12 protein-coding genes are annotated in these 12,782 nt (G+C 56.4%); 3 read left to right on the top strand and 9 right to left on the bottom strand.

Annotated features, from left to right (window positions below):
• Nucleotides 1-160: 160 nt before the first annotated feature.
• Nucleotides 161-1,048 (bottom strand): LysR family transcriptional regulator, encoded by an 888-nt coding sequence (locus tag EAV92_RS07170; RefSeq protein WP_123040432.1) that lies wholly within the window; start codon nt 1,046-1,048, stop codon nt 161-163.
• 118 nt (nt 1,049-1,166) lie between these two features.
• On the opposite strand from EAV92_RS07170, the gene EAV92_RS07165 reads away from it, so the two are divergent.
• Nucleotides 1,167-2,558, top strand: coding sequence for an MFS transporter (locus tag EAV92_RS07165; RefSeq protein ID WP_123040431.1), 1,392 nt, complete (start codon nt 1,167-1,169; stop codon nt 2,556-2,558).
• Between the two features lie 33 nt (nt 2,559-2,591).
• Here the strand turns inward: EAV92_RS07165 and EAV92_RS07160 are convergent, their stop codons facing one another.
• From EAV92_RS07160 to EAV92_RS07150, 3 genes are all read right to left on the bottom strand, one after another.
• Nucleotides 2,592-3,557 (bottom strand): NAD(P)-dependent alcohol dehydrogenase, encoded by a 966-nt coding sequence (locus tag EAV92_RS07160; protein ID WP_123040430.1) that lies wholly within the window; start codon nt 3,555-3,557, stop codon nt 2,592-2,594.
• Entirely contained in the window at nt 3,554-4,204 is a 651-nt protein-coding gene (locus EAV92_RS07155; protein WP_123040429.1) for a DUF2306 domain-containing protein, read from the bottom strand. The genes EAV92_RS07160 and EAV92_RS07155 overlap by 4 nt, the downstream gene beginning before the upstream one ends.
• A 144-nt stretch (nt 4,205-4,348) precedes the next feature.
• Nucleotides 4,349-4,972, bottom strand: coding sequence for a hypothetical protein (locus EAV92_RS07150; RefSeq protein ID WP_123040428.1), 624 nt, complete (start codon nt 4,970-4,972; stop codon nt 4,349-4,351).
• Between the two features lie 172 nt (nt 4,973-5,144).
• Here EAV92_RS07150 and EAV92_RS07145 point away from each other — a divergent pair, with 172 nt between their 5' ends.
• Nucleotides 5,145-5,480, top strand: coding sequence for a YmaF family protein (locus tag EAV92_RS07145; protein WP_123040427.1), 336 nt, complete (start codon nt 5,145-5,147; stop codon nt 5,478-5,480).
• Between the two features lie 53 nt (nt 5,481-5,533).
• Here EAV92_RS07145 and EAV92_RS07140 read toward each other — a convergent pair whose 3' ends face one another.
• The 4 genes from EAV92_RS07140 to EAV92_RS07125 all read right to left on the bottom strand — a co-directional run bounded on the left by EAV92_RS07140 (nt 5,534) and on the right by EAV92_RS07125 (nt 11,273).
• Nucleotides 5,534-6,955 (bottom strand): aldehyde dehydrogenase family protein, encoded by a 1,422-nt coding sequence (locus EAV92_RS07140; protein WP_123040426.1) that lies wholly within the window; start codon nt 6,953-6,955, stop codon nt 5,534-5,536.
• A 16-nt stretch (nt 6,956-6,971) separates the two neighbouring features.
• On the bottom strand, nt 6,972-8,339 hold the full coding sequence (gabT, locus tag EAV92_RS07135; RefSeq protein ID WP_123040425.1) for a 4-aminobutyrate--2-oxoglutarate transaminase: 1,368 nt from the start codon (nt 8,337-8,339) through the stop codon (nt 6,972-6,974).
• 129 nt (nt 8,340-8,468) lie between these two features.
• Complete coding sequence (locus tag EAV92_RS07130; protein WP_123040424.1) at nt 8,469-10,814, bottom strand: molybdopterin oxidoreductase family protein; 2,346 nt, start codon at nt 10,812-10,814, stop codon at nt 8,469-8,471.
• Nucleotides 10,815-10,826: 12 nt separating this feature from the next.
• Nucleotides 10,827-11,273: a hypothetical protein gene (locus tag EAV92_RS07125; protein WP_123040423.1), complete on the bottom strand. Its 447-nt coding sequence runs from the start codon at nt 11,271-11,273 to the stop codon at nt 10,827-10,829.
• Nucleotides 11,274-11,392: 119 nt separating this feature from the next.
• Here EAV92_RS07125 and EAV92_RS07120 point away from each other — a divergent pair, with 119 nt between their 5' ends.
• On the top strand, nt 11,393-11,830 hold the full coding sequence (locus tag EAV92_RS07120; RefSeq protein WP_123040422.1) for a hypothetical protein: 438 nt from the start codon (nt 11,393-11,395) through the stop codon (nt 11,828-11,830).
• Nucleotides 11,831-11,872: 42 nt separating this feature from the next.
• On the opposite strand, the gene EAV92_RS07115 is transcribed toward EAV92_RS07120, so the two are convergent.
• Nucleotides 11,873-12,781 (bottom strand): fumarylacetoacetate hydrolase family protein, encoded by a 909-nt coding sequence (locus EAV92_RS07115; RefSeq protein ID WP_123040421.1) that lies wholly within the window; start codon nt 12,779-12,781, stop codon nt 11,873-11,875.
• Nucleotide 12,782 lies beyond the last annotated feature (1 nt).

The following is a 12,782-nucleotide window of genomic DNA, read 5'->3' as shown; positions in this document are numbered from 1 at the left end:
AGGATGAACCTATGTTCTTCTCTGTCCGTTTCTTCTCGACAGTGCCAATGTACCGTTTGGGAAAGTAACATGACCAGTTACCGCTGTCACCAATTTCCAGTTGACTGTCACACGAAAAAAACGGGACCTAAGATGCTTCCTCTGACATTTATTGACACAATCAGCGGTTTACCTTCGGCAGGGACGCGAAATAGTCGATGACCACTTCTCGGAATTCCTGCGCAGCCCGTGAAAGGTAGCGGCTCTTGTGCCATAGCAGAGCGATTTCCCGTATCAACTCGCGTTCCTCGACTTCGAGATACCGGACATTTTCCCGTGGATTCACGGAAGTGCTTGGAATGAAAGAGAGGCCGATTCCGGCTTCAACCAAGGCGCTTAACCTGGCAGGCTCATTTCCTTCGAACACGTATTGAGGTTCGAATCCGGACGACCGGCATACGGAATCCACCAAATCACGCGTACCGTGACCTTTCTTGACCCCGACAAACCATTCATCTTTGAGCTCCGTGAAGGACACGCGGTTTCTGTTCGCCAATCGATGTCCCATGGGGACGGCTACGAGAATCGGATCTACGAACACGATCCGGCATTCGATGTCCTCCTCTCGGATCGGAGGAGAAGACAAACAGAAATCGACCTCTCCCCGATGAAGAAGCGCCAGCATTTCCTGGATGTTCAGCATTTGCACTTGAAATTGGATTTGAGGTCTTTTTTGGCGGAACTCCCGAAGGATTTGGGGCAACGCTCCTGCCGTACCCACAGCCAGCTTAAGCGTGCCGTGCTCAGGACCCGACAAGTCGCGCAGCTCCTGCCGCCCCTGCTCCAATTCGAATAGAGCTCTTTCCGCGCGGCGAAGAAATTGCCCTCCGAACTCATTTAACCGCAGTTTCCTTCCTACTCGATCGAACAGAGGGACCCCTAAATCCTCCTCCAACCGTTGAATCGTTTTGCTCAGCGACGATTGGGTCACGTGCAGGCTTTTCGCCGCTTCCGTCACATGCTCTAATCTGGCGACCTCGAGAAAATATTGCAATTGAAGAAGTTCCATAGCGCCTCTCCCCACCCGTTCATTCCTTCAAGTCAATGAAATCATAACATGAAATGCGTTGGAGTAAATAAACGGATTCCATTATGATGACTTCAAGAACTTCTGGGAGGAATCAAAAATGGGAAGACGCAGTTGGTGGTTGATGATTTCGGTAGGATTGGGAATTCTGTTGAACCCATTGAATTCTTCCATGGTTTCCGTGGCCATTCCGGAGTTGCAGCATGCCTTTCATTTGGACTTTACGGCGGTATCTTGGATCATCATTTCTTTCTATATTGCGAGTGCCGTCGCGCAGCCGGTCATGGGCAAAGCGAGCGATTTATTCGGCCGCCGAAAGATCTTTCTCCTCGGACTCACGACAGCGTTGTTAGCTTCATGTGTCGCTCCGCTGTCACCGAGCTTTGGATGGCTTGTATTGTTCAGAATCTTGCAATCCATCGGAACGAGCATGATGGTAGCTGTAGGGATGGCCATCGTAAGAATTCACATCACGGAGAAGCAATCGACTGCGCTGTCGGTCTTGTCCATCTTCCTATCGGGAGCAGCCGCATTCGGACCCTTTATGGGCGGCATTTTGATCCACGGGTGGGATTGGCGTGCGATCTTTATCGTCAACCTCCCTTTTGTGGCGGCCAGTTTCCTGCTCGCTTGGTTGACGATTCCCAAGGACGAACCGGTCACGACCATGGCAAGCCGCATGACGCCTCGCCAATGGATGACACGGATGGATATGACAGGCATCCTGCTTTTCACGACGGGCCTGGTAGCCCTCCTCATCGGAATACTGGCCGCGAAATCCTCCGGAAATGTGACGCCGCTGCATGTCATCGCCTTCCTGACCGGCGCCGTTCTCCTTGTTGCTTTCGTAAGGCATGAGTTAAAATCAGCGTCGCCCTTCATCCCTCTGCGCACCTTCGCCCGGTATCCGGCAATGACTCGGGTCAATGTCGAATTCATGCTCGTAAACGTCCTCTATTACTCGCTCTTTTTCGGGCTTCCATCCTATTTGCAAACGGTCCGTCATGTCAACGAATTCGATACGGGGATTCTCATGCTCAGTTTAGGCTTGTGTTCGCTTGCCGCTTCTCCGTTCGCGGGACGATGGATAGAGAAATCGGGGCCCCGGCCGGCGCAGTTCACGTCCGCGATATTGATGACATTCGGTTCCGTTTGGATCGTGTTCTTGCATCCCTCTTCACCTGTGTTCAGCGTTTGTGTGGCCCTGGCTGCATTCGGAGTGAGCAACGGGTTAAACAATGTCGCCATGCAAGCGGCTATGTTCAACAGTTCGCCGAAAGAAATCATCGGCGTGGCCTCGGGACTGTTCAATACATCAAGATATATAGGCACGATACTGTCTTCGTTGTTGATCGGCATCGTCATGGGCGGCAAATTCAACTTTGCGGGTTTCAGGGTCCTTGGGATTATTCTCACGGTTATCGCAATGACGTTGGTCTGGTTGAACCGCCGCCGGCGGGCTTCGTTGATCCCGGTTTCGGCCGAACGATGATGCATCCCGCGATGATGAAGATCACGACGATTATTAACTCCGTACGGTGAGGACGACGTTCCCTTTCTTGTGGCCCTGCTCCACGTAGCGGTGGGCCTCTGCGGCTTGCTCCAACGGATATCTGCGGTCGATGACTGCGCGCAGCGCGCCTTCCTCGATCAGATTTTTTAAATAGGATAAGTCCTCCGCGTTTTCTTTCATCGATCCGCCGATGACCTTCTTGCCCGTTCGGGAGCGAATCCGTAACCCTCGCATCATCGCTGATAGACTCACATGGAATGCGCTGAGGTAGATGCCGCTCTGCGTAAGCCGCTTTGCGCAAATCTCAAGCGGGCTCTTCCCCACCGTATCGAAAATGATATCGTAGGCCGGACCGTCTTCCGAGAGCTGCTCTTTCGTATAATCGATGACTTGGTCGGCACCCAGCGATTGGACCAGTTCCACGTTTGAGGTGCTGCATACGCCGGTCACTTCCGCGCCGAAATGCTTGGCAAGCTGCACGGCATACGTCCCGACGCTGCCTGAAGCCCCATAAACGAGTACGCGTTTGCCTGGTTGGATCTGGCCTTTCCGCAGAAAATACAGGGCCGTACATGCCCCGACCGGAACGGCAGCCGCTTCCTCGAACGTCGTGTTCACCGGCATAAGAGCAACGGCACCGGTCTCCGGCAGGCATTTGTATTCGGCGTAGGCGCCGAAGCCGTTTCCACAGGCGGCATAGACGGCGTCTCCAGGTTTGAATCGAGTCACTCGGCTGCCCGTAGCCTCGACGATGCCTGCCAATTCAAACCCGAGAATCCGAACGCGTTTCGGTCTCCACAAACCGTTGAATAGACGCGCGAGAAAAGGATCCGCCTTGCGCATTCGCCAATCCCCCGCAGCAGCGGTTGCCGCATGTACCCGAATCAGGATTTCATCGTCTTTGGGGACGGGTTTGGCGACGTCCTGCAGCCGCAGGACCTCCGGCGGTCCGTACCTCTCGTATACGATTGCTTTCATCCTCTCGTCCTCCTCTTGCGTATCGCCCATTCTGCCACGGTAAGATTGATCACCCAGCCGGCTCCCATGAACAGCGCTCCGCTGAGCTCGTTCGGTTGTCCGAAGATCAACGTCCCGGCCAACTGGGTGAACACCTGCGTCCCCGCGCCCATCCCGATCGCGTAACCTCGCATCATCCATGCGCGGTGCCGAATGACATCTCCCCGCCGGATCGTCGTAAAACCGAGAAACATGGACACCAACATAGCCGTACCGAACAGGAGCCTCAGCACATAGAGAAGTTCGCCTGTACCCTCAGGGCGGGGGTAAAACACCGTCATCCACAGCCCTGAAAGCCCGACCAGAAGACCGCATGGAACCAGCAGTCTCCCCATGACGCGATGCCGTGCCGGCCTTCGCCGCCGGAAACGGGGGGCGAATTGGAAAGGACCCAAAATCGCGAACACACTGGCGCTCACGATATGCAGCACGACCGGCGCGGGCGAAGCAAAAAAACGTGCGTTAGCCGGCGTAATTTCGGCGCCGCCGGCCAGTTGGACCAGGCGAACGGCACCGGCGGCCAATGGTACGATGCTGAGCAACAGCAATGCGGCGACGAGCCATTTCGCCGAACCGGATTTTGCGGACTCTTGGGTAATCAATATCATTTTCAGCTCCTTGGGGACTTAGGTAAGTATGTTATTCTGTACATAATGTAATTAAAACAATACAGCATGTCAATAAAACTTTACACAAAAGCCATAAAAAAATCGCCACCTTGCGATGAGGTGACGTTTCGGCGACCGCCAGAATTATTCCCTAAAACGCCAAACCGCGATCCCGAGCACGATCCAGCAAATCCCAAACAAGGCGCCCAGGCTCTCTAGAAGGACGTACCCGATGGCAGGTCCCATCTCCAGCAGCGGGGAGCCCGGCTGCCGCAAATAGCTGATCACAGGAATCGACAACGCAACCGTTAACGGGATAAATTTCAAGATCCGGTTGAAATTCGACACCCTTGCGAGTCCGATGCCGAACACAAGCGTGCCCGCTAACAATAATAATTGCCCAACAGCGTTGATGGTCCAAACGGATCCGAAATCGGCGTTGGCCGCTCCATCCCGGACGATAGCGAACATCCCGCAGCAACCGGCAATGAAGGTGACAAGAAGTCCTGCAAAGCCAACAAGGCTACCTGCCGTTCTAGTACCTTTCCATCTGCCTTGGGCATATCGATGCAGCCCTGCCCACCCGACCGATAAGGGCACGGGAGACAGGAACATCGACCATGTCGCATAGTACATGGAGGATCTGCCAAGGAACCGCCCTGTTTCCGGGGCAGGGTTCAGCGGTCCGTGCGCGATCGTATGCGCCGTCCACAATGCGATCCACAGCAATCCTCCTGCGGTTAAAAACCATTCGAATCTGCTCCGCATTTCGTTCCCTCCCTCGAATGAGTATAAGGAATCGATACCGAGATTTTCGCTGGTTTTTGTCAAGATGCTGTGAAGATTGCGATAATCCAGTTTTTATCGAGAAATTAGGCGTTAACGCGGACATCTTACAGAGGAATATATTGGGGTAAAAACCCAAGGGCAGGTGCTCCCATTGAAAATTTCGAAGGATGATTTCGTTTCCGGATTCGTTCCGAATCATAACCACGGGTCCGTAGATTACACTTCCGTTGCGGACGGACACGTGCATCAATGTCTCGATGTTACTTCTCCCCCGATTCCGACCGAGGACGGCAGTCACATCCACTACACGGAAGGTTACGTGGTGTTTGAGCACGGGCATAAGCACGCCTACAAAGCTTATTCCAGTCCGGCCATCCCGGTCGGGAACGGCATGCACGTGCATTACTACGACTTCCACACGACGACGGATGACGGGCACAGTCACCGCGTGCGCGGGGTCGATATGCCTGCACCGGGAAACAAGTGAATGAAAAGCAAAAGGGCTGCCGAACAAGCAGAAGCGCTCGGCAGCCTTGCTTTTTAATTACGATTGATAACGATCAGCTTCAATTCCGTCATTTCCTCGATGGCGTACTTCACGCCTTCCCGGCCCATGCCGCTGTTCTTCACGCCGCCGTACGGCATCTGGTCCACGCGGAAGGTCGGAATGTCGTTGACCATGACGCCGCCGACCTGCAGACGCTCGGCCGCATTTAATGCCGTATGGATGTCATTCGTGTAAATGCCGGCTTGGAGGCCGAAGTCCGAATCGTTCACGAATTCGACCGCTTCCTCGACCGATTCCGCTTTGTTGATCAGCACGATCGGGGCGAAGGCCTCCTTGCAGGACACCGAGGCGTGAGGACTCACGTTCAGCAGCACCGTGGGATGCAGCATTCCGCCTTCCGCAAAGCCGCCTAACGCGACTTCCGCGCCGTGCTCCTTCGCTTCTTCAATCCACTCGAGAGAACGTTCCACGTCTTTTTTCGTGATAAGCGCGGACACGTCGGTGGCCGGATCAAGCGGATCGCCTAACTTGAGCTGGCCCGCAACGGCAATGAACTTCGCTGCGAACTCCTCGAATTTGTTCCCCACGACATAAATCCTTTGCAGAGAAATGCACACTTGTCCTTGATAGGAATAAGCACCCGTCACGCAACGGGCGATGATCGAGTCCAAGTTCACGTGATCGTCCACGATCAGCGCGGAGTTCGATCCGAGTTCCAGCGTGACGCGTTTCAGACCGGCTTTCGCCCGGATCGAAACGCCGACTTCCGGGCTTCCGGTGAACGTGATCTTGGCTATTCTCGGGTCCGTCACGAGCAAGTCGCCGATCGCTCTGCCGCTGCCGGACACGATGTTCAGCGCACCGGCCGGAAGTCCCGCTTCCTCCAGCAGCTCGCCGATGAAGTAAGCGGACAGCGGCGTCTGGTTGGCCGGCTTCAGCACGACCGTGTTGCCCGAAGCGATCGCCGGACCGACCTTATGGGCGACCAGGTTCATCGGGAAATTAAACGGCGTAATCGCGGCGACGACACCGAGGGGTTCCCGGATCGTATAGCCGATTCGGTTTTCTCCTCCCGGGGCGGCGTCCAGCGGGATGGTTTCTCCTTGGATCCGCTTTGCTTCTTCCGCAGCGAATTTATAGGTCTGTACGGTTCGGTCTACCTCAGCGAGGGCCGTCTTGAGCGGTTTTGCCGCCTCCCGTGCAATGATGAGGGCCGCTTCCTCTCTGCGTTCCTGCAGCAAGGCGGCGAGTTTCTCCAAAATGGCGGCGCGCCGATGGGCGGGCATCTGCCTCATCGCCGGTTTGGCGCGTTCGGCCGCCGAGATCGCCGCATCCACCTCCCGTTCGTTCGCGGAAGGGACTTCGGCGATCGCCCGTCCGTCGTAAGGAGAAAACAAGGTGACATACGTTTCGGCTTCTATCCATTGTCCGTCGATATATAAATGTTTTTTCATGATGTTCTTCCCCCTGTCAGTTGCGGCTCGACTCGGCCAGCGCTTCGCCGATAATCTCAAGTCCCTCCCGCAGTTGATCGTCCGTGATGACGAGCGGCATAAGGAACCGGATGACGTTGCCGTGCACGCCTGCGCTGAGCAGCACGACCCCTTTGGCGAAACTCGCCCGTATAATCTGCGCCGCCAGCTCTTTGCCGGGTTTGCCCGTTTCCGGGTCGACGATTTCGATGGCGCACATGGCGCCCAAACCTCTTACTTCTCCGACACACGGATACTGCGGCTTCAACGCGTCGAAATAACCGCGGATCGTCTCACCGATCACTCGTGCCCGCGCCGGCAAGTTTTCCCGCTCCATCTTCTCGATGACCGCAAGCGCGGCGACGCATCCGAGCGGGCTTCCGCCGTAAGTTCCGCCGATTTCGCCCGGATTCGGGGCGTCCATGATTTCCGCTCTGCCCACGACCGCGCTGATCGGGAATCCCGCCGCCAGCGACTTGGAGAGCGTCATCAGGTCGGGTTCGATGCCGAAAATCGTGCTGGCGAACATCTCGCCGGTACGTCCGAATCCGGTCTGGATTTCGTCGGCGATAAACAGAATACCATGGGCGCGGCAAATTCGGAAAATTCCTTGGACGAATGATGCCGGCGGAACGATGAAGCCCCCTTCTCCTTGCACCGGTTCCATAATGACGGCCGCGATCTCCTCCGGAGCCGCCTCCGTCAGCAGGAAATCTTCGAACCGGCTCACGCAATACGCCGAGTATTGCTCTTCCGTCATGGAAGAGGGTCTGTAGAACGGATAAGGAAACTGCGCTTTATACGTGGAAGGCGCGAAGGGTCCCATCTGGAACTTATAAGGCTTCACCTTACTTGTCAGCGACATGCCCAGCAGCGTGCGTCCATGGAACCCCCGGGTAAAGGACACGATGCCCGGTTTCCCCGTATATTTGCGGGCGATCTTCACCGCATTCTCCACCGCTTCGGCGCCGCTGTTCATGAACATCGCCTTTTTCGCGAACGATCCGGGCGTGATTTCCGCCAGTTTCTCCGCGAGCGTTACATAGGGCTCATACATGCCGACATGAAAACAAGTGTGAAGGAAGGCATCGAGCTGCTTGCGAACGGCTTCCACCACTTCGGGCGGACAATGCCCGGCATTGACCGTGCCGATCGCGCCGGCGAAATCCAGGTACCGGTTTCCGTCCACATCCTCGATTATCGCTCCTTCCGCCTTCTGCACGAAGAGAGGATGGTTGTTGCTTACCCCTTGTGCGACCGCCTGGCGTCTCCTTGCGATAAGCTCCTTAGTTCGCGGCCCAGGCCCCTCGGCACAACCGGTTACGAACTTGCGGGCATTCACCGCGGACCTCTCCTCGTTCGTCATGAAACGCACCATCCTCCCCGTTTTCACCTCTTTCATCACCATCATACGCGGCACATGCCGGATATACGATCAACTGACCGCAGGAAAAAAGCCCCCGATTATCGGAGGCTTTCTCAAAGGCACAGTCGTTTATTCCCGTGTTGCCGCCTTTTCCCGATACGGCATGTAAGAAGGAATAGGCGGCAGCTCGGACGAGATCGTCGTCGCGTATGCCGGCTCGTCTACCCCGTCTCCCATTCGGTTGAAAAGCGGTTCCACCCGGCACTTGGACTGCTTGAACATCGGCTGCTTCGACAAGGGATCCGTAAAATCGGCCGTGATCTCGTTCGCGGCTTCCCGTCCTTCCCAACTCCCATAATGGAACGGAACGAATATCAGCCCTTTCTGTACGACCCTGCCCGGCCGGACCGGCACCTCGATCTCTCCCCGGGGGGATACGACGCGTACCATCTGCCCGGGAATCAATCCTAACGCCGATGCGTCTTCTTCATGGATTTCCGCGTAAGCCTTCGGCGCGATGCCTTGGAGCAGGGGAGCACGCCCCGTCTTCGTGCGGGTATGCCAATGCCAGACCAGCCGGCCGGTCGTAAGCCACATCGGGTACTCCGAGGTCGGCTGCTCCACCGGGGGAAGATAACGCGTCGGCTGCAATATCGCTTTGCCGTTCGCCCCGATCGCTTTGTATTCCTGCTCGGTCAGATTCCGGCCGGTCAGCTGGTCCTTCGTATAGCTCTGTGCGGTTTGAAGATCGGTGGAAAACCGGAAATCGGCATACAGCCGCGGAGTGCCCTCCGGAGACCGATCCGTTACCGGCCAGCGCAAGCCGTTCAGCCGTTCCAGTTTCTCGTAGGTGATCCCGGTCATTTCGCAAGGCCTTCCCCGCGAGACTTCCTTCCATTCCTCAAAACATTGCTCCGGCGTCGTATAAGAGATCAGCGGTCGGCCGTCTTTATCCCGGAAGTCCATGCGCGCCGCGAAGTCGAGGAGAATGTCGAAATCCGACCTCACGCCTTCCGGCGGTTCGACGGCTTTTCGCAGCAAATTGATCATGCGGTCCGCGTTTTCCATCGTGCCTTCCTTTTCGCCCCACAGCGCAGCCGGAAGCACGACATCCGCGACCGCAGACGTTTCCGTCAGAAACGGATCTTGCACGACCACGAACGTTTTTTCGAACGCGGCTTTCGCCCGCAGGCGGTTCGGCAGGGAAACCATCGGATTCGTTCCGATATTCCAGAACAGGCTGACCTTGTCCTGCTCCATCAGATCGATGATTTCCTCGATACCTTTCTCCGGCCCGATCGGCAGCTTGTGCGGGTCGACATTCCACAGCTTCGCCGTTTCCTCGATGTGCTTCGGATTGCTGCTGTTGCGCTGCGCCGGATAGGTGCCTACGCCTCCGACGGTGCGGTTCGACGAGGAGCTCGGCTGCCCCGCCATATGGAGCGGCCCGCAGCCCGGTTTCCCGATCAGCCCACGAAGCAAATGCATGTTGTTGATCGCGACGCATGTCGTGGTCGCATCCGCGCTCTGGAAAGCCCCTTGAAGCGTTGTCGTCACCAAGCTAGGCGTCGTGCCTAGAAGCTGCGCCGCTTGGCGAAGCTGCTCTTCCGGGATGCCGGTTACCGTTGCCGTGCTTTCCACGGTCCAAGGCGCAAGCTCCTCGGCCATTCGTTCGAAGCCGACCGTGTGGTTATGGATGAAGTCCCAGTCCACGTATCCGCCGTCTAGCAGCATGCGGATTAACCCGTTCATAAGGGCCGCGTTCGTCCCGGGATATAACTGCAAATGAAGATCGGCTTCACTTGCGGTCAGCGTTTTGCGAGGATCCACGACAATCAGGTAAGGCTTGCCCGTTTTCCTTTTGCGGTTCATGATGCGCTCGAACAGGACGGTCCCCGTCTCGGCCATGTTGTGGCCGAACAGCATGAGGGTTTCGGCGGCGTCGATGTCGTCGTAGGAAGCCGGAGACCCGTCCGCGCCGAACGATTGAAGCAGGCAGTATTCCGTCGTCGCCGTGCAGAGGCGCGTATTCGCATCCAGCAGATGGGTCTGCAAGCCGGCACGCCCGATTTTCGCGATCGTATAATAATCTTCGAGAAAAGCTTGTCCCGTCGAGTAAATCGCCACGCTGTTGCGCCCTTTCGTTTGAAGCGCCTCCTGCGCCTTGGAGACAATCAGGGACATGGCCTCCTCCCATGTCGCGGGAGCCAACCGGCCGTCTTTACCGCGAATCATCGGCGTGCGAAGCCGGTCGGGGCTGTTATTGGCATACCATTGATTCTCCCCTTTGGGACCCAGCCGGCCCCGGTTGATCGGGTGAGCCGCGTTCCCCCGGATTCCCACGATTTGATTGTCTTTTACGGCAATATGGCACCCGCATCCGACCGAGCATATGTTGCAGGTGCTGTAGACCCAGCGGTCGGGCTCCCCTTTGGCGTAAACGTTGCTGTCGACGCGTTCGCTATCCCAGGCCATTCGATGTCCCTCCTATCGCATTTCCGGATTGTAGAGAGCGGGAACGACGTATTTGACTTCCTCGAAGCCGAACCGAAGTTCAAGCTGGATCGCCGCTTTCTCCAAATCCGATTTGATCTCATAGGACAGCTTCTCGGCTTTCTTCGACTGTTCAAGCCGGGGATCGCGATTCCATTCGAGCATCCGGACCCAAGCGCGGAGTTTGGCGTGCGCGACCTCGTGATCCCGGTAAACGATAGAAGCATCATTCTTGATATCCGACAGTTGCACGTCCGGCTGCCGCAATGCCGGAATTAAGTTCTCCAGCGATTTCTTCTGCTCCTCCAGCACGGTCCGGAACAGCACGGCCAGCGGATCGTCCGCACCTGAAGTCAGCTCGAGAATGGATACCGTCGACTTTAACGATTCCTCACACCAGTCGGACAGAGCGATGGTTTGCTCCACGAGCGTTTGTTCCACGAGCGTTCCCTCCTCTTCGATCTCCATGTATATCTATAAACGAAATACCCCGCGGCTCACGCGGGGCGGTTCCTCAGTTTTCCATCTTCTTCTGTATAATAGGGTGAGGAAGGGGGCGCGTGGTGTTGAAAATTACGGCAGGTTCGATTATCGTCTTGATCCTGGTCTTGTTCGGCTCGGCCTGCACGGGTTCGAAAAAGGAAGTTACCTTGTACCAAAACAGCTTAGTGCGATGGCATGCGCATGAGAAGATGCTGGAGGTTTATGCCGTTGCCCAGAACAAGACCGATGACGCGGTTTCGTTCCGCGCTTCCGTCGTCTGGTTGAATGCGAAGGTGGGCCAGGCAGTGGGCTTGAATGCGGTGGAAATCGTAAAAGACGATCGAAACGGGAAGCCTCCTTTCCGGCTTGAACCCCACAGCGAAACCGTCTTCCATGAATTTATCAAGACGAATGGCACCTTGACGCGGGACCTCTTGGCGAAAGGCGTGGGCATTGAAATTACGATGCACGACCGCAGCTATACGCTGCCGATCTCATACGGTGAAATCGAATAAAACGGCGTGCCCCATGGATCGTCCAGGGGACACGCCGTTTATTCATGCGATCTCGTTTTTCATCGTGTTGGTCAGCGAGCCGAGCTTCTCGATCTCGATCGTAACCGTATCGCCGTCTTTCAGATAGATTTGCCGCTCCGGCGGGTAACCCATGACGACGCCCTCCGGCGTGCCGGTCAGAATGACGTCGCCGGGTTCCAGTGTCATATGCTGGGAAACGTAGCTGACGATCTCGTCGCAGGCGAAGATCATGTCGGACGTATTCGAATCCTGGCGCACTTCCCCGTTCACCAGGCAGCGGATCCGCAAATCGTTCGGATTCCCGACTTCATCGGCCGTCACCAGGTAAGGGCCGAGCGGCGCGAAGCCGTCGCAGCATTTGCCCAGCGCCCATTGCGAGGTACGCATTTGAAGATCGCGGGCGGACAAGTCGTTGGCGGAGCTGTATCCGAAAACATAATCCAGTGCGTCCTCTTTCGCCACGTATTTGGCTTTGCGGCCGATGACGATGGCCAGCTCCGCCTCGTAGTCGACCTTGACGCTCGTTCTCGGCAGGAAAACGTCATCCCCGTGCCCGGCCAATGCATTGTTGAATTTGTGGAACACGATCGGCGAAGCGGGAATCGGAGAGTTCGTCTCTTCCGCGTGCCGGCGATAGTTGAGCCCGATGCAAATGATTTTGTTTGGACGCGTGACGCTGGGCGCCCAGGTCAATTCATTCTCGCGCATCCAAACGCCGTCCTCCGCCCCGACTGATGCCGCGGCTTGCTCGACGAGACGGTTCAGCAGTCCCAGCGTCTCTTCTCCTCCGGCAATCGCTTCTTGCGCATCTTTAGGCGCTGCAGCGCCTGCTTCGAATTTCGCGGCCGCGGCTTCGACGTCTAGCACGCCATTCGCCGTCGCCACGCCTAACTTCGTATTTCCATCCGCGATAAAATGAAGCAATTTCATG

Source organism: Cohnella candidum (genome assembly GCF_003713065.1).
Taxonomy (GTDB): domain Bacteria; phylum Bacillota; class Bacilli; order Paenibacillales; family Paenibacillaceae; genus Cohnella; species Cohnella candidum.
The sequence above is the reverse complement of the archived record's forward strand: the minus strand, read 5'-3'. Positions and strand labels throughout refer to the sequence as shown.

Bases quoted from the DNA above. Each gene is read 5' to 3' on its own strand.
- EAV92_RS07170 (WP_123040432.1), bottom strand. From the start codon at position 1,048: ATGGAACTTCTTCAATTGCAATATTTTCTCGAGGTCGCCAGATTAGAG.
- EAV92_RS07165 (WP_123040431.1), top strand. From the start codon at position 1,167: ATGGGAAGACGCAGTTGGTGGTTGATGATTTCGGTAGGATTGGGAATT.
- EAV92_RS07160 (WP_123040430.1), bottom strand. From the start codon at position 3,557: ATGAAAGCAATCGTATACGAGAGGTACGGACCGCCGGAGGTCCTGCGG.
- EAV92_RS07155 (WP_123040429.1), bottom strand. From the start codon at position 4,204: ATGATATTGATTACCCAAGAGTCCGCAAAATCCGGTTCGGCGAAATGG.
- EAV92_RS07150 (WP_123040428.1), bottom strand. From the start codon at position 4,972: ATGCGGAGCAGATTCGAATGGTTTTTAACCGCAGGAGGATTGCTGTGG.
- EAV92_RS07140 (WP_123040426.1), bottom strand. From the start codon at position 6,955: ATGAAAAAACATTTATATATCGACGGACAATGGATAGAAGCCGAAACG.
- gabT (WP_123040425.1), bottom strand. From the start codon at position 8,339: ATGACGAACGAGGAGAGGTCCGCGGTGAATGCCCGCAAGTTCGTAACC.
- EAV92_RS07130 (WP_123040424.1), bottom strand. From the start codon at position 10,814: ATGGCCTGGGATAGCGAACGCGTCGACAGCAACGTTTACGCCAAAGGG.
- EAV92_RS07115 (WP_123040421.1), bottom strand. From the start codon at position 12,781: ATGAAATTGCTTCATTTTATCGCGGATGGAAATACGAAGTTAGGCGTG.